This window comes from Luteirhabdus pelagi (assembly GCF_016827595.1).
Classification (GTDB): Bacteria; Bacteroidota; Bacteroidia; order Flavobacteriales; family Flavobacteriaceae; genus Luteirhabdus; species Luteirhabdus pelagi.
Window position 1 is genome coordinate 252,276 of record NZ_JAECMS010000003.1, and the last position, 18,068, is coordinate 270,343.

At 41.7% G+C, this 18,068-nt stretch carries 12 protein-coding genes and 3 tRNA genes; 9 read left to right on the forward strand and 6 right to left on the reverse strand.

What is annotated here, in order from left to right:
* Complete coding sequence (locus tag I4Q58_RS10405) at positions 1-4,389, reverse strand: translocation/assembly module TamB domain-containing protein (protein WP_203295806.1); 4,389 nt, start codon at positions 4,387-4,389, stop codon at positions 1-3.
* A 98-nt stretch (positions 4,390-4,487) separates the two neighbouring features.
* Between I4Q58_RS10405 and tsaD the strand changes: the two genes are divergently transcribed.
* The 9 genes from tsaD to I4Q58_RS10450 all read left to right on the forward strand — a co-directional run bounded on the left by tsaD (position 4,488) and on the right by I4Q58_RS10450 (position 10,574).
* Positions 4,488-5,519 carry a tRNA (adenosine(37)-N6)-threonylcarbamoyltransferase complex transferase subunit TsaD gene (gene tsaD, locus I4Q58_RS10410; protein WP_203295807.1) on the forward strand — a complete coding sequence of 344 codons (1,032 nt, stop codon included), beginning with the start codon at positions 4,488-4,490 and terminating at the stop codon, positions 5,517-5,519.
* Between the two features lie 4 nt (positions 5,520-5,523).
* Positions 5,524-6,231, forward strand: coding sequence for a 16S rRNA (uracil(1498)-N(3))-methyltransferase (locus I4Q58_RS10415; protein ID WP_203295808.1), 708 nt, complete (start codon positions 5,524-5,526; stop codon positions 6,229-6,231).
* 142 nt (positions 6,232-6,373) lie between these two features.
* Positions 6,374-7,018, forward strand: coding sequence for a DUF4159 domain-containing protein (locus I4Q58_RS10420; RefSeq protein WP_203295809.1), 645 nt, complete (start codon positions 6,374-6,376; stop codon positions 7,016-7,018).
* On the forward strand, positions 7,018-7,521 hold the full coding sequence (locus tag I4Q58_RS10425) for a TrmH family RNA methyltransferase (RefSeq protein ID WP_203295810.1): 504 nt from the start codon (positions 7,018-7,020) through the stop codon (positions 7,519-7,521). The genes I4Q58_RS10420 and I4Q58_RS10425 overlap by 1 nt, the downstream gene beginning before the upstream one ends.
* 32 nt (positions 7,522-7,553) lie before the next feature.
* A complete protein-coding gene (locus tag I4Q58_RS10430) occupies positions 7,554-8,654 on the forward strand; it encodes an AI-2E family transporter (protein WP_203295811.1) in 1,101 nt (366 codons plus the stop codon).
* Between the two features lie 5 nt (positions 8,655-8,659).
* The gene (locus I4Q58_RS10435) at positions 8,660-9,835 is read left to right on the forward strand and encodes a THUMP-like domain-containing protein (RefSeq protein ID WP_203295812.1); all 1,176 of its coding nucleotides are present in this window, start codon (positions 8,660-8,662) and stop codon (positions 9,833-9,835) included.
* Between the two features lie 157 nt (positions 9,836-9,992).
* Positions 9,993-10,076 (forward strand) — tRNA-Ser (locus tag I4Q58_RS10440).
* Positions 10,077-10,163: 87 nt separating this feature from the next.
* Positions 10,164-10,238 (forward strand) — tRNA-Pro (locus I4Q58_RS10445).
* A gap of 262 nt (positions 10,239-10,500) precedes the next feature.
* Positions 10,501-10,574 (forward strand) — tRNA-Arg (locus tag I4Q58_RS10450).
* A 55-nt stretch (positions 10,575-10,629) separates the two neighbouring features.
* Here I4Q58_RS10450 and I4Q58_RS10455 read toward each other — a convergent pair.
* From I4Q58_RS10455 to I4Q58_RS10475, 5 genes are all read right to left on the reverse strand, one after another.
* Positions 10,630-13,644, reverse strand: coding sequence for a DNA polymerase III subunit alpha (locus I4Q58_RS10455; RefSeq protein ID WP_203295813.1), 3,015 nt, complete (start codon positions 13,642-13,644; stop codon positions 10,630-10,632).
* A 2-nt stretch (positions 13,645-13,646) separates the two neighbouring features.
* On the reverse strand, positions 13,647-14,858 hold the full coding sequence (locus I4Q58_RS10460) for a DNA polymerase Y family protein (RefSeq protein WP_203295814.1): 1,212 nt from the start codon (positions 14,856-14,858) through the stop codon (positions 13,647-13,649).
* Positions 14,859-14,998: 140 nt separating this feature from the next.
* Positions 14,999-15,580, reverse strand: coding sequence for a hypothetical protein (locus tag I4Q58_RS10465; protein WP_203295815.1), 582 nt, complete (start codon positions 15,578-15,580; stop codon positions 14,999-15,001).
* 50 nt (positions 15,581-15,630) lie between these two features.
* Entirely contained in the window at positions 15,631-15,780 is a 150-nt protein-coding gene (locus I4Q58_RS10470) for a YqaE/Pmp3 family membrane protein (RefSeq protein WP_203295816.1), read from the reverse strand.
* A gap of 124 nt (positions 15,781-15,904) precedes the next feature.
* Entirely contained in the window at positions 15,905-17,950 is a 2,046-nt protein-coding gene (locus I4Q58_RS10475; protein ID WP_203295817.1) for an HD family phosphohydrolase, read from the reverse strand.
* Positions 17,951-18,068: the final 118 nt, after the last annotated feature.

Consider the following 18,068-nt stretch of genomic DNA (forward strand, 5'->3'; position numbering starts at 1 on the left):
TTAATTTTCTTCTCGTAACGCCTCCGAATTGAAATCGACCGGAGTGTTTTCATTGTCAGTTGGCGAAACAGGATCGGCTTCACTTTCCAAGGATATTTTCGTACCAAATAGCTTATCGACCAATTCTTTAAAAGTATCGAAATCGACCGAATATGAAATTCCGGCGCCTTGTTCAAAAATCTGGTCTTCACCGATGAATTGAATGTCTGCTTGACGATTGAAGAACTTCATCCGTAAGCTTCCGTCTTCGTTCACCAACCACTGTACTTCAATATCTCCCGCAACAGCGGTTTCACTCACGCCGCCTACTGGAACACCTACTTTACCATTGATTAAGATTCGCTCATTGATCCGGGTTGAAAGTGTAACGCCGAACCGGTCTGCCGTTTCCTGATTAGGCGTTCTAATTCCAGTCTGATAATCAAGTCCTACGGCAAATTTTGAATCTTCGCTAGCAAAAAGTTCATTTACGAGACCCGACACCCGTTCCACCAACGTACCAGTTGCAAAAGCATCGGCCCCAGCGTAAGTGTCACTGATAAAGTCGCCAGAAGCAATTAGAAACAAGGCTTGCCGTTCGCGTTGGTCTTGATTCTGAAGCTTGTATTCCAATTCACTTTTTACAATGGAACTCACCCTTGGGAAGTCGATACGAAAATTTATGTTCGGCTGAATCAATTCTCCTGTAAGGTCCACCAAAACCTCAACCGGAATTTGGCGGTTAAAGGTTGGGTTGTCTAGCAAAATAGAGGGGTTTGCCTGGGTTTGATATTTCGCAGTAAGATCTAATTGCGCCCGAGCTGGATTTCCATCCCAGTTGATACTTCCACCAGGAACCACACCAATATTTTTTTGAATGAAACCACCATACCGGAAATCGAAAATCCCTTCAATTACAAGGAAGTCACCCCACATCTTAAACTTTCCTAAGGTATTGATTTCAATTAATAAGGTCCCCACCCCACTTCCTGTGAGGGTTGAATTATTCTCTTGGTCTACTACCACCTCTACTTCGGCATCTTCCGTAATGTCCAATTCAAAATTAAGGGTAAGGCCTTTTACATCTTCGGTTTGCACCACCTCACCACTTATACGAGCTTCTTTTTCTTGGGGTGACAAAAAGTAGATGAAGGAATCGTCTCCAATCGAGGCTACATCGCTTAATGGAATCTTAAAATTGGTATTCTCTGCAGTGGTCGCAATTACATCAATGACAAGCTCATCTACAGGACCATCAATTTCCGCGGTTCCGTCGATGAAACCGGTTCCATAATAGAGCGCATCCTCTTCGGGAGGTGTGTCCAATACCAAAAGATAATCCGACCCTATATCGAGGTCGAGACGCCAATCCTGAAAGTTTTGATGGTATGCCGTTCCAGAGAAAGTACCTTCGGTATCATATTTAGTATCGGTAATTTTGGTCGATTCAATAGCGAGGCTATTTTTATTGGCCCTTAAGGTAGTCCCATCCTCCAGCAGATAATCTACATTTAAATAAGGAACTGTAAGTCCAGCCTTTTCCATTTGAAAGGAGCCATCGATGTCGGGCGATTTATAATTACCCGTAACATCGGCCCTACCACTTATCAATCCTCTAATGTTGGTGATTACTTCACCTCCGAAGGGACTAAGTGCCTGAAGGTTGAATTCATTTAGCCGAACTCCTAAATCGATTGTTGGGTTTTGGGGAGCAACATCGATTCCGCCTACGGCCGAAATGGAGGTCACTCCTTCCTTTACCAATTCGGTATTTATTGAATAGGCGGAAAGGTCTTCATTCCCCTTCACTTTAAGATCTAAATCGCCAAATTCGATATCATTGATTACGATGTCATCAATAGTAATTTCTGAATTGGGGTAATAAGCACCATTCTTCTGAAGGAAATCGAGGCTTCCATTCATATTTCCATATAAACGAAGACTATCCACTTCGGGAGTGATATTCCCAATATTTACATCGGTGAAGCGAAGCCTTAAATCTTTATAGGTAGAATCTCGTAATTCCCCTGCTAAACGGATAAATTCTTCATTATGATTCAACACCAGAGAATCTATACGAATGGTTTTAAAGTTATCATCGAAAACCACTTTGTTCAAATTGTTGTTTTCTTCATTGATGTACCACGTATTATCCTTATACAGAATATCGGATTTTTTGAAGCCCACTACAGATTTCCCCTCCGGATTGATGGTGTGATACAGGGATAGATTATACACATCATTTTTTTCTTCACCTCCTGCAAATTCAGATCGAACGTATAAGGTATCGTTTAATGTCTTATTGATAACATTCACATCCTTAAGGTTATAGAAACCCGTATATACCGAGTCTATATTTATATAGGTGTTGTACAGAGGGTTATCGTTATCTATCTGAATGTTTACTTTACCTAAATAATTATCGTACAACAATAGCTCCGGCGACCTGAAATTTAGTTGGAATTTTGATTGATCGGAAGAAACGGATCCTTTTACACGCGTATTTTCCCCAAGCTTCAATTGCGGTACAAATACATCTACGATCTTGTTATATACTTCGAATTCATAATCGATGTATTGATCGGTTGTGACTTCTTGAGGAATATAATTTGCATAAATAGAACCGATTCCATTTTGAAAAAGGTAGGGAATATCGCGAATTAGGAATTCACCCCTTATTTCACCCGTAATAATATCAGGAGAATTGATTTCAATGGTACGAACATCGCCTTCAAAAGTGGATGTAATTTGAAAATCGTCGAAGAAATAATCCTCACTTGCGGTCTGGTAGAATGTTTCATTAAACGATATGGTTCCTACTGCGTCATCGATAGTCGTTCCGTCCATATCTACACGAATTCGTCCCGCAAAGACCGAAACACTATCCCGTTTTATCAAGTTCAGCTGATTTAATTCGGCATACTCCACATCCGCTTCAAAATCGTACTGGTTGAAATCCTTCGAAACATCGACCAATCCTGTAAAATCAAGTTTTAAATTGGGGTCATCTATGCTCAATTCACCATTAAAAACAGGATCCTTCAATGTTCCTGATACCTCGATATTAGTATACTTATACCCTTCAAAAGTGAAACTAGAAATGGTACCTTCCAATCGACTGCTCACCGTTTTTTGGGTGAAGCCCCTTCCATCGACCATCACATCGGCCGTTATGGTTCCGAGGCTTGAAGTGTTTAGCATTTTCCCCAGATTAAACTGCGTCAACACCAATTGACCATCATAGAACGCATTGTCGAAGTCTGTGATATTACCAAGATCTAGATCTGCCTTAATTCGTCCAGCGCTTGTTTGGACGATACTATTCGTAGACAATTCAAATGAAGTGATTGTACTATTCCCCTGAAAGGAAACGGATCCCAATGGCTTTAGTTCAGCTGGCAACACATCGCCAAGAATCCTGGGCATAAAACGTCGTAAATCGTAATAGTCGGTGCGAATGCTATGGTTAGGAGAAGCGATACGGAAGTCCTTTTCAGCATCGAGAAGGTTTTCAAAGGTGAAGTCGCCTGTTAATCGACTATTATCAAAGGAAATATCAGCATTTTCCAGTTGGAAATCATTAAGTGTGCCCTTAAGATTTCCACTTAATATGATTTCTTGATAGTCGCCAAATTCATTATAAAAATTATTGAGATCCTTGGTTGCGACAATGGCATCTTCAAAAGTAGCAGTGATTGTAACATCGTTTTCAAAATCTGCCATTCCCTTTTCCGCATAATCGAAGCGAAGATTTCCTTGAATATTCGAATTATCCGTTTTCAACACCAAGTCGTTGAAGACCATTGCTTCTGGAGTGTACGAAAAATCGGCTTGTAGATCGGTAACGTTCAGTCCGTCGAAACCATCGAGCGAAAGCGATTGAATCTGTGCGGAGATATCGGGACCGAGAATTTCAAAATCCTCCGCCGTTAGGTTCACATCGTGAAAATCGATTACCTCTGGTTCCGAAAGGTTATAATTTCGAAACCGAACGCGGCCGTTGTTCATCTGAAGATCGTTCCCGATAAGACTAAAGGGTTTGGTAGGCTCCTGACCGGTATCGAACTTATTCGAAAAAATCGTCAGGTTGTCGGTCTCTTCGCCCTCATAGGTAATCACATTCAGATACGCATCCTGCAATTTAATGTCGCCAAAGCCCAAATCGCCATTGATAAGGTTTCTGAAGTTCAGAATATTCGTTTGCAATTCCTGCGAAAAAATAAGCGTATCGTCGCGATGGTCTTTTATCAGTACTTTCCGAATATCGACTTCGCCCTTCCAGTTTACCCCTATTTTATCTATGGATATCTGGGTGCCATAGGTTTCATTGAGGTTATCGGTGACCTTTTTAGCTACATAGGTTTGCACCGCCGGGATAGAAAGCACGATGAACAAAAGTACGATAAGCAAGAGCAGGGCAATGATCGTACGAACGATTATGTTCCGAAGTTTTTTGATACGCGCTTAAAGTTTTAATTTTACCCCCAATTATCAGGCCCTTTTTTGCTATGAATTCTAAAGACATTTATATCCTTGGCATCGAGTCCTCTTGCGACGATACGGCAGCTGCTGTTATTCATAACGGAACCGTACTCTCTAATGTTGTCGCAACCCAGGAAATTCACCAGGAATACGGTGGTGTAGTACCCGAACTCGCCTCAAGGGCGCATCAACAAAATATCGTCCCCGTCGTACATCAGGCGTTACACAAAGCAAATATCGATAAAAAACAACTAAGTGCCATAGCTTTTACGAGGGGTCCGGGACTGATGGGTTCTTTATTGGTAGGCACCTCATTTGCCAAGTCGTTGGCATTTGGATTGGACATCCCTTTAATCGATGTTAACCATATGCAGGCGCATATTTTGGCGCATTTTATTAAGGCCGAAGGACAAACAGCACCAAATTTCCCGTTTTTAGCAATGACGATAAGTGGTGGTCATACGCAAATCGTAAAGGTGACCGATTATTTTGAAATGGAAGTCATAGGTCAAACCTTAGATGATGCTGTTGGTGAAGCCTTCGATAAATCGGCAAAAATTCTAGGCCTTCCCTATCCCGGGGGTCCTTTAATCGATAAATACGCTCAAGAGGGAAATCCAAAGGCGTTCAAGTTCCCAAAACCCAAGGTTGGGCCGTTAGATTTCAGTTTTAGTGGTCTGAAGACTTCAGTGTTGTATTTTGTTGAAAAGGAAACAAATCAGAATCCTAGCTTCGTTCAGGAGAATATGAAAGATATCTGCGCCAGCCTTCAACATACCATCGTTTCCTATTTGATGGACAAGTTGAAAAACGCAGTGAAACAGACTGGAATTACGGAAGTTGCCATCGGAGGCGGTGTTTCGGCCAATAGCGGTATTCGCAAAGCGTTGCAGCAAGCCCAAACAAACAAAGGCTGGAAAACGCATATTCCTAAATTTGAATATTGTACGGACAATGCCGCGATGATTGCTATGGTGGGTGAATTAAAGTTCAAGAACCAACTTTATGCAAAGACAGATGTTACCGCACAAGCACGTATGGAACTCGGAAAATCCTAAGCACATGAATCTTTTCTACCATCCTTCCATTTTACCAAACGATACCTCGGTGTCTTTCGACAAGGATGAAAGTCGACATATCGCTAAGGTATTGCGCAAACAAATTGGTGATATGCTTCATGTAACCGATGGCAAGGGCCATTTTTATAAAGTTGAATTGAGCAGTACCCATCAGAAGAAATGTGAAGCGGTGGTGAAAAAGGTCGAAAAGCAGGAGCCACTACCCTATCGACTTCATATGGCGGTGGCGCCTACCAAAACGAATGATCGTTTCGAAACCTTCTTGGAAAAAGCAACTGAAATCGGCATTACGGAAATTACGCCAATCCTTTGTGACCATAGCGAACGCACCAATGTGAAACCCGATCGCTACGAACGAATATTGGTCAGTGCCATGAAACAATCGCTAAAAGCATATTTACCGACCCTGCACCCTACTATGTCATTTAAGGATTTCTTAAATCAAGATCTTAATGCTTCAGTAAAAGGAATTGCGCATTGTGAACAGGGCGAAAAGAAAAAATTGAAGGAAATCGTATCACCGGTAGCGGATGTCTTGTTGTTGGTTGGACCCGAAGGCGACTTTTCTTCCGAAGAAATTCAACTAGCTCAAGCGAAAGGGTTTTTGCCCATCACGTTGGGGAATACGCGTCTACGTACCGAAACAGCAGCGATTGTGGCCTGTCATAGCATTGCTTTTCTTAATCTATAATGAAATGAACAAAACTGGTATTCATTTTGTTTCTTCTTCATTGTAAAAACGCATAATTTATAAGTGTATTACAAAGGATGTTCCCTGTAAATAATAGCAACAGTTAGAAATTCCTTGCACCAAGAATGCTTATTTTTGATATATGAAATACCTTTTTTTCCTATTCTTGACACTCTTTTTTCTTACTACATCCAATGGCCAAGAAATCGCAGTCTTGAAGTATGGTGGCGGTGGCGATTGGTACAGTAACCCTACGGCGCTTCCTAATTTAGCACGGTTTTGTAACGAGACTATCGGAACGGCTTTAAAGGCAGACACCCAAACAGTTTCTCCGGGCAGCATCGATCTTTTCGATTATCCATTTGTACATATGACAGGTCATGGAAATGTATTTTTTACTGCAGAAGAGGCCGAAAACCTTCGTACCTATCTTTTGAGTGGCGGGTTTCTTCATATTGACGATAACTATGGAATGGACCAGTACATTCGAGAGGAGCTGAAAAAAGTTTTCCCGAACACTGAATTACGGGAATTACCGGCTTCGCATCCGATATTCAATCAGCATTTTGATTTCCCTGATGGCTTACCCAAGATTCACGAACACGATCGCGGTCGTCCACAAGCCTTTGGCATCGAACATGAAGGAAGGTTGGTGCTTTTGTACACGTTCGAAAGCGATTTGGGTGATGGCTGGGAAAACCCTGAAATTCACAACGACCCGGAAGAGGTTCGAAGAATGGCGCTTCAAATGGGAGCCAATATTGTGGGCTACGTATTTCAAAACTAATGGCATTGCAGCAGTCGCATACCGATGTTTCCTTTGAAAGGAAAACTTTTCCATTAATACTTCTCTGTGATGGCGTTACCGGTCCTGCAAATTTTGGCGGACTGTTTCGATTGGCCGATGCTTTTGGAGTTGAAAAAATCATCTTTAGCAACACTGATTTTGATAGTTCATCACCACGATTAAAACGTACTGCAAGAAATACGGTAGAAAAGACGCCATTTGAAATAGTAGATGATACCCAAGAAATTCTTAACCTATACAAATACCAAGCTTATACTATCCTTTCACTGGAAATCACAACGGAGAGTATTCCTATCCAAGATTACAATACGAAACTTAAAAAATGCGTATTGGTCGTTGGAAGCGAACGAAACGGTGTTTCGGAAGCGGTACTAAATACTAGTGACGTACATCTTCACATCCCTATGTTTGGCGAAAACAGCAGCATGAATGTAACACAGGCTACAGGAATCGCATTGCATGAGTTAACAAAACTTTTGTAACGCTGCATCTATGATTATGGTATCTTAGCCACATGGAAAAGCGAGGAAGAGCCAAAGCTATATCAATTGGGATTCTTAGAGCCTTGGGCGTTTTGGCCGGTTTAGTCTTCCTTATCTGGTTTTTCTTTAGCATACAGTCACTCCTACTTTTTATTGGAATTGCCATTGTAATCTCCCTGATCGGACGACCGTTGATGCAATTCCTGAAGTATCGTCTTAAGTTTAGTAATACGCTAGCATCGTTTACAACATTGTTGTTGGTAATAGCTTCCATAGTGCTGCTATTACGAATTTTTGTTCCTATCATTATTGAACAAAGTAAAAACATTTCGAATATCGATTTCGACTTGGTGAAGCAGGACCTTTATGAGCTAAATATACAGGCTAGCGATTATCTTGGGGTAGAACAGATCGATATTGTAGAGGGTATAAAACGCACCGAATATGTCCGAAATTTTGATTTAGAATTGATTCCCAGCTTTATCGATATCTTCTTTGGAAATATAGGCTCTTTAATTGTTGGGCTATTTGCGGTACTCTTTATTTCCTTCTTTTTATTGAAAGATGAGAATCTTATTGCCAATGCGGTTACCACCTTCGCGCAACCTGGTCGCGAAAAAAGATTTTTGGTGGTGTTGAATAAAATCAAGGAGTTATTGTCACGCTACTTTATCGGATTGGTACTTCAGATATTGATTCTAAGTGTTTTCTACACTGTTCTCTTGGTGTTTTTCGATATTAAGAATCCGGTAGCCATTGCATTAATCTGTGCCTTTTTGAATATTGTTCCTTACCTCGGTCCCATCATTGCTGGAGCGTTAATGCTATTAGTGGTAGTCTCTAATAATTTAGGCGCTGATTTTTCAACTGAATTGTTGCCAAAATTACTTTACATACTTGGTGGCTATTCCTTGGCACAGGTATTCGATAATTTGATTACCCAACCAGTGGTTTTCGCCAAGAGTGTACACTCGCATCCACTGGAGATATTCCTTGTTATATTAATCGGTGGATTTCTATTCGGAGTCGCCGGGATGATATTGGCAGTTCCTACTTACACCGCTCTAAAGGTTATTTCGAAAGAATTCCTATCTGAATATAAAATCGTACAACGACTTACCAAAAACCTATAATCCTTTTGAACCAAAAATTGCTTCAAAAAGACGTACAAGAGTTCATCGCCGATTTTGATGGTGATATTTCCAGATTGGCTCTAAAAGGTAGTCCGTTTGAAGAAGTGGATACAAAAGAACTATTGGAACAACTTGAAAGCAGGCAAAAAGCTGAGAAAAAACTTCCCACTTGGTTTTATGCTGAAGGGATCTATTGGCCGCCCAAGGTTAGTATAGAGCAAACTTCTTCCGAAGAAACCGCTGCCTACAAAGCTTCCTTGATCAATGGAAAAACATTGGCCGATCTTACAGGTGGCTTTGGAGTCGATACTTTCTATTTCGCGAAACGATTTGCAACCGTTGTTTACTTTGAAAAAAATGAAGCACTCGCGAATATAGCTGAACATAACTTCAACCGGTTAGGATTGACCAATATTCAAGTAGAACCTAAAAATGGCGTTTATGGGATACAGAACCAATCTTTCGATTGGCTTTATATCGACCCAAGCAGAAGAAGCGATACGAAAGGAAAGGTTTTCCTTTTAGAAGATTGTGAACCAAATATTATTGAAGGTTTGCCAAGTTTGTTTGAGAGCAGTCCTAATATCATGGTGAAAACATCACCCATGCTTGATATCAGTATCGGGCTTGAAGCAATGCAAAACGTACGTGAAATTCATGTCGTAGCAGTAAATAATGAAGTGAAGGAGCTTTTATGGATTCTTTCGAAGGACTTTAATGAAAAGCCGAAAGTAGTAACCAAGAATCTTAGGGAGAATAGAAACGAAACATATTCTTTTTTTTGGGATGAAACAGTAGAAGCTGTATATGGCGAACCTAGCCGCTTTTTGTACGAGCCTAATGCTGCCATCATGAAGAGTGGCGCTTTTCAGTTGTTGACAAAAAGCTTTAAGGTTAAGAAACTCCATGAGCACTCCCATTTATATACGAGTGATGTATTACGTGAATTCCCTGGTCGTATCTTTTCTGTTGAACAAGTACTTCCCTATTCAAAGAAATCGATTCGGGAAAGCAACTTTTCAAAAGCCAATATCACTACCCGCAATTTCCCTGAATCTGTAGCCCAGCTACGAAAGAAATGGAAGATTTCCGATGGTGGTGAATTGTATTTGTTTTTCACTACCCTTTTGAATGATAAAAAGATTGTTCTTGTTTGTAAAAAAATAGATTCGGGAAGGTGATTTTTATAATTTCAAACTGATTTATAAGGTATTAAAAATCGCTTCAAAAAAGGTTATATTTTTTTTGTGTAAAACGGAATGAAGCGTTACATTTGCACCCGCCTACTAGATAATGTGGGACACGGCTTGAAGAAAGCAGACGATCATATAAGTTTTTGGAGAGGTGCCGGAGTGGTAACGGAGCAGATTGCTAATCTGTCAACGCGCAAGCGTTGCCCGGGTTCGAGTCCCGGTCTCTCCGCATTTTTTTTGGAAATTGACCGACAATTTCCATGACAAGACTAGGTTTTTCTCACCTGCTTAAAGAAAGAGAGCTTTGACATTTTTTCGGGGTGTAGCGTAGCCCGGTTATCGCGCCTGCTTTGGGAGCAGGAGGTCGCAGGTTCGAATCCTGCCACCCCGACATATAAAACCGGACATTTGTCCGGTTTTTTTGTTTAAAAAAGTAATCGCTCAGCTGGATACCCACCCGTATCCAACGATACGGTCGTGCAAGGAGCATTCCGCTAAGGCGGTACGGTCGTGAGTTTACGACCTGAAACATAAAATATTGAAATACTGGTCCCGTAGCTCAGCTGGATACCTGCCAAGGTCAGGCAAGGAGCATCCCGCTAAAGCGGGACGGTCGTGAGTTCACGACCTAAAACATACAATATTGAAATACTGGTCCCGTAGCTCAGCTGGATAGAGCATCTGCCTTCTAAGCAGACGGTCGTGAGTTCGAATCTCGCCGGGATCACATCAACTCCCCACAGTTTTTGTGGGGTTTTTTTGTTTATGGTGCGTACTATTTTCTAGGCCTTTATTTCTTTTCGCTTTGCACCCTTATTCAAGGTTTCAAAGCTAGGTTCATCGGGAATTCTAGGATCGGGTTTCAACGATAGCTTTCGCGACCAGTGAATGTCCATACTATGATGACCAAATTCTTCCGTTATTTTTCCGTAACAAGCATACACGCCTCTTCCGTGAATTGGATACTTTTCAACTACTCGCGTAAAATGGACGGCATCAAAATAATGACCGTCGGCATCCACAAAGGTGCTTAGTCGCATGCGTTTGCCGTGTTTCGTGGTGTTGAAGCGCGTATTCACCAAAACTCCATACAGCAACATTTCCCTATTGCAAAACCTACGCATATCGGCTGCCTTTAAATCATTTTCCAAGGGTTCTGAAATCAAATTGAAATAATCACACAACGGAAACCCCAATAGTTCCATCTGGTCGTAGGCATCTTCCAACCAATTATGTTCTAAGGATGGTAACGTAAACCTCTTATGTTCTTGTTGAAACAGTCGCGGGTGCGACACCTTCCGCTTTCCCGCTTCAATCTTGAACAAGGCAGCCCAAAGCAATTCTGTTTTTGGACTACCCGTAAACCGAAACGCTCCGATCCGAACCAAAATCGTGAGTTGTTCCAACGAAATTGAAACCCTATCTATGAAATTGTCTAAAGATGAAAACGGTCCGTACAACTGACGCTCCGAAAGCAATCGCTGAATGGTATTATGCTCTAAATTCTTCAAGTAGCCAAAACCTAAGAAAATCTTATCACCTTCAATCCTATTGGCATGGTCACTTTTATTGATACACGGAGGGTACACGGTGCCGCCACACATCTTGATTTCATGGATATAATGTTCGGTACTGTAAAACCCTCCCCCGTTGTTCAGCACGGCCACCATAAATTCCAATGGGAAGTAACACTTTAAGTATAGGCTTTGATAGCTCTCCACCGCATACGAAGCGGAGTGTCCCTTCGCAAAGGCATAACCCGCAAAACCGGCAATCTGTTCCCATATTTCAAAAATGACTGCATCGGGATAACCACGATCGCGACAGTTTCTGATGAACTTCTTTTCCACTTCCGCAAACTCGGCCCGTGATCGAAACTTACCGCTCATTCCCCTTCGCAGTACGTCGGCTTCACCCAAATCGAGCCCTGCAAATTGGTGTGCCACCTTCAACACATCTTCCTGATATACCATGATTCCATACGTTTCCGGCATGATTTCAGCCAAAACGGGATGCGCTTCCTTTCGTCGCTCGGGTTCACGGTGCCTTCGAATGTATTCTTTTTTCATTCCAGAGGAAGAAACACCCGGACGAATTACCGAACTCGCTGCCACCAGGCCCAAGTAGTCCTTCACCTTCAACTTCTTCATTAATCCACGCATTGCAGGACTTTCCACATAATAGGCACCTATTGCCTTTCCTTCACTTAGCAGGCGGTTGATATTTTCATCATTTTTGAAGGTTTCCACTTGGGAAATATCGATTGGCGGAAGTTCGGGTCGGTTTTCCTGAATGATTTCAACTGCATCCTTAATTTTTGCCAAACCACGTTGTCCCAGAATGTCGAACTTAAAAATACCGGCATCCTCCGCAATAATCATATCGAACTGTACTGTTGGAAAGCCCTTGGGAGGCAGATCGGTCGCAGAATAGTAATGCATAGACCTATCGAGAATCAATATTCCTGCGGAATGTACGCTTAAGTGATTCGGAAAACCTTGGATCAACTTACCGTATTTTAACACCAACGTTCCCATTTCATCCAGGGCTGAAACCGTATAACGTCCTTCACTAAGCTTATCTATTTCTTCCTTGGGCAAGCCGAATACCTTCCCCAATTCACGCACCACCGCTCGATATTTAAAGGTATTGTAAGTAGCCAACAAAGCGGTGTTTTCGAAACGTTCAAAAATATAGGCGGTTATCGCCTCCCGATCGCGCCAATCGAAATCGATATCGAAATCGGGTGGCGAAGCACGGTAAGGATTGATAAAACGCTCAAAATACAGATCGAGTTCAATAGGATCTACATCCGTAATTCCGATAATATAGGCAACGATACTATTGGCACCGCTTCCACGACCGACATGAAAAAAGCCTTGCGATTTGGCATAGGAAACGATATCGTGATTGATCAAAAAGTAGGATACAAAATCCATCTTACGAATGGTCTTAAGCTCTGTCTTCAATCGCTTTTGAACTACTTCATCAGGATTTTGGTAGCGCTTTGGCAGTCCTTCTTCACACAATGCCTTTAACCTGTTGAAATCGTCTTCCTTGGAAATTCCGTATACCTGGAGGTTTTGCGACACCCGACTTTCACCAAATTGAAAATGAATGCTACACTCTTGAAGCAACCACTCCGTATTTTTGATGATATACGGAAAATCAATATATTTCTCCAATAGCGCTTCTTGGAGAAGCATCTTTTCTGAAAGAGACCCCTCCTCGGTAGTGGGAAGCTTGCTCAGCAAAATATTGTTATCGATAGCCCGTAACAAGCGGTGCGCATTGAAATCGCGCTTGTTTCGGAAAGTAACAGGCTGTTGAATGACCAGTTTATCGGTGTAGGAGCGATAGGCTGAAAACGGTAAGCGACGAAGGTTTTCGATAGAGATTCCGATGAATTCGTGTTCGGCAAAGTCCTTTTTTTCCAACTGTAAGACTTTTTCGAAAGGATAGATAACGAATACGTTGGAAAAGGAAGGTGCTTCTTCTGGAATCGCAAGCTGTTGATGTGAATGCTTCGATAAAAAGCTATTCAGTTCTTGAAAACCATCATTGTTCTTCGCCAAACCCACGAATTGCTGTTCGGCCCCGTTTCGGAAATCGATGCCAACAATCGGTCGGATGTTGAACTCGGGCGCTTTTCGGATAAAGTTCAAACAGGCCGAAGTATTGTTGATATCGGTCAGCGCCAAGGTCTTCACTCCACATTCGGCAGCCAGTTCCAGCAAGGCTATTTCGGAAAAGGTGCCGAAGCGAAGCGAATAGTATGTATGGCAATTCAAATACATATTTATTGGGTTCTGTGGGCCAAGACCATCGGGGGTTCACCATCAAACGGATTTCGAAACCTGCCGATGGTTCGGGCTCCCATGGAAGCTGCTCGCATCACCTTGTTTTCACCAAAGCGATTGCGGATATGATCCATGGCGTTGTAGAGGTTCAACATTTCCTCGGTATCCTCGAAAAGGTTGATTTGGTAGTTCCCAGACACCAAATCGCTTACCGAAACACCTACTAGTCTTACCAGCATTCGGCGTTCGTATAGTTTTTCGAACAGTTCCAACACCTTCGGAATAATGATATGATCGGCACTGGTGTAGGGAATCTTAGCCTGTTTTGAATAGGTGCTGAAATCGGCATATCGAATCTTGATCCCGACACAGGAAGTCAGTTTTTCACCTCTTCGAAGTTGAAAAGCCAGGTTTTCAGCCATGGCGGTAAGCATGTTTTTCAATTTTACCACATCAATCGTATCGTGAAACGTACGTTCGGTAGTAAGCGATTTGCGGGCGTGAAAGGGCACCAAAGGTGGACGATCGATTCCCTGGGCGCGTCGCCAGATCGTTCTGCCGTTGGCTCCGAGGGCACTGACCATCATTTCCAAAGGCATTTGCTGAATGGTTTCAACTTTTACAACGCCTAAATTTCGAAGGGTCTGATAGGTCTTCTTTCCCACCATGGGAATTTTCCGAATGGAAAGCGGTGCCAAGAACTGTTTTTCGAAGCCATAATCGACCTTCATTTGGTTATTCGGCTTTGCTTCACCCGTAGCTACCTTTGAAGTAACCTTATTGGAAGCCATTCCAAAAGAAATAGGCAAACCCGTTTCCTTGATGATGGTGTGCCGTAATTCCGTAGCGTATTTGTAGCAGCCAAAAAATTGATCCATCCCGCTTAAATCGGCATAAAACTCATCGACACTCGCCTTTTCGAATACTGGAACTCTTTCCTTGATGATATCGGTAACCTGTTTGGAAAATTTGGTATAGGTGCCGGCATTTCCCTTGATGACGACAGCCTCCGGACATAGCTGTCGTGCTAGCTTCATGGGCATGCCCGAACGGATTCCAAAACGACGGGTTTCGTAGCTGCAGGCAGAAACCACGCCCCTATCCCCTGTTCCACCAACCAACAGGGGTCGCTTCTGCAATCGGGAATCGATCAACCGCTCACAGGATACAAAAAACGTATCCAAATCGAGGTGCAAAATGGTTTCTTTCATGAGTATTGGAATTTTTCCAAAATTATGGAATTATTCCAAATAATGAGGATCGAAAAGGTTAAAATAGCAACGCATGGATATACAAGAAATAAAAAAGCCACCTAAAAAAGGTGGCTTTAAATTCTAATATTTCAACTTATTTACGAGCGCGTGTAAATTGTTTCCGCATCGCGAACTCGTTCTGGTAAGTCACTCATAGAAGAAACATACATGTTTTGGTCGTTATAGACCCGTTTTGGTTTTTCTCCAACAATAATATACTTCACGTCAAGATCAGGTGCATTAAGGTTTACTTGATCTTGTACACGCATGGTTTTTCCGTCAAGATTCATTTCCATCGCTTCTAACATTGCAATTACATACAGTCTGTTTTGACTTGCACGAATTTCTCTAATTTCAAGATTGTGCTCTACATCATCAACTTCTGCTTCAACTACCAAACTACGTTCTTCTTTTTCTTCATCTGGCATATCCACATCGATGGTAGGCACTTCAACTTCTTCTTCTTCCATTACCACTACCACCTTTGGTACTTCTACCGTTTCGGTTTCAGTTGTAATATCAACGTCGGCCCAATCTACATCAAAGGCAGGTAATTGTCCTTCTTCAGTATCTACGTCAACGTCGACTTCGGGTAATTCTGCTTCTCTTGTTTTGTCTAAATCGCAACTCGTAAAAGTTAATAATGAGGTTGCGGTTAAAAGTAAAATAATCTTCTTCATAATAATCGTTTCAATTTTAAGGGTTATTGGTTTTTGTTATTCGTTTACATTTAGTTTACCACGAAAGCATGTATCACACCTGGCAACCAAAAAATCATGGTTAACACTAGGTTGATTAAAAACACGGTACTTAGCCCATGTTCTAAGAATACTGCTAGGGGTGGCAATAAAATGTTCAATACAATAATAAGTAGTGACATATTTTTCGTTTTATAAAAAGATACCCTTTAAAACCCCTAAAAGCGTTAAGACCGCCTTAATTTACATAGGTTTAACAGGTGAAGCCACTTTAAAAAGAATGGATACTAAAAGAATTGAAGATTGTTATTCAGGGTATTCGACTCGTAAGTGATAAATATTGTTGAGTTTTTTCTTTAAAACCTTCTTAATAACTTGAATTTCCTTAAATGTGATATTCGCATTTAGGAATTGATTTTGGGTCATTTGCCCATCGATGATTTTTTCAACAAAATCATCAATTTTAGTTGAAGTCGGTTCCTTTAGGCTTTTACTAGCTGCTTCCACACTATCGGCCATCATCAAAATGGCAGTTTCCTTTGAAAACGGCATTGGGCCTGGGTACCGGAAATCATCCTCGTTGATGGTTTCATCCAAGTCCTTTGCCTGCTTGTAGAAATAATATACCAAGCTCGTTCCATGGTGCGTTCGAATAAAGTCGACAACCCGATCGGGCAAGTTATTCTTACGTGCTATTTCAATACCATCGATGACGTGATCGATAATAATTTCGGCACTTTCCTGTGGATCCAGCTCGCTATGCGGATTTACGCCGCTTACTTGGTTTTCGGTGAAATAGGTCGGATTCTTCATCTTTCCGATATCATGATAGAGTGCACCTACCCGTACTAACATAGCATTGGCTCCGATTTCATTCGCGGCAGCTTCACCTAAATTGGCAACATTCAAGGAATGGTGAAAGGTTCCCGGTGCCTTATTGGCCAGCTCCTTCAACAGTTTCGAGTTGGTATCGCTCAATTCCAAAAGCGAAACATCGCTCACCAAACCGAAGAGTTTTTCATATAAATAAATCAATGGATGCGCAAAGAGTGTGGCGAGTCCGCAAATGATGAAATAGGCGAAGTTTTCCCATAAAATTCGTTGTAGGCTTCCCTCCTGAAGAATAAAAAAGGCAAAATACGCCACGATATAAATCAAGGTGATTTGCCCTACAGAAATAAAGAGATTCGCACGTCGATATAATTCGGAGACCGTTAGAATTGTTACGATTCCTGCAATTATCTGAAGAAATAGATATTCGAAGCTATTCGGAACGATAAAACCGAGTAGCATCAGCGTCAGTACATGCACGAACAGTCCTAATCGTGGATCGAAAAATGCTTTTAGGATTAACGGTAGAATGCAGAGTGGGACGACATACACATATTTTGCTTCCCATTTCACTACGATGGTTGTAAGCAATACCATGAGTACAATATTGAAAACGATAAAGGTAACCTTAGTATTGTCGCTGAATATGGTTTGGCGATACTTATTCAGAAAAAGGAAAAGCATCAAGAAGACAAGTGCCACTACAATCGTATAGCCTAAAATAAGCCAATAATAATTGGATTGGCTCCACACCTGGCTTTGATATTCCTCTTTCAGTGAATTCAGGATTTGATAGGTTTCACCTTCCACCACAACGCCTTTTTCTACCACACGCTCGCCTTTTTCCACCACGCCTCGTGTGGGACTAATGGCTTCTATTTCAGCAGCGATGGAGGCTTCCGTTCGTTTGGTATCCAGGGTAACGTTGGGTTCCATGGCCCTTTTCAAGGTTTTTTGAAGCAACAACTGAATTCCTTTGCTATAGGTGTCGCCTAAACGTTTCGATACGATACCTGGTATATTTTCACGTTGGGTAAGTTGTGAATAGATACGTTCCTCGATACGGTCGCCTTTTTTCAGATAAATCAACGCTTCCGGTGAATACGAATAAATTTGATCGATAACACCATTTTCATACAACGATTCCAAAATTGTTAGGCCGGCCTCTCTAGCTTGTGATGCTGAAGTGGTGTAAATAGAATCAACAAACGTTTCTTCTAGCAATTCGGAAAAACGTGCTCGGCTTTCGGTTATAACCTCATTGTCATATTCGAAATAGGGAACGCTATTCTCACGAATGGCAGCCTCCTCGTCGGCTATGGCCTCCTCGCCTTTTTTAATGGTAAAAGTGAAGGGGGCGTAGAGATTTTCGTATTGCCAGGGCTTTCCCTTTTGAAAATGATACTTGAATTGCCCGCCTTTTGGCATCAGGTAAATGACCAAGATTGTGGCGATAACAAACAAAAACCCTTTATAAATAAGGGACTGGTTTTTGGAAAGGACCGAAAAAAATTGGCTCATAAGCAATATTGGAAAAGTAAAGGTATGAATAACCCGACAGTATTCCCAAAGCAGCTGCGATAACGATTGATATTTCAGTGTAAAATATGTAAATTCGCAAGCACAGAAATAGGCGATT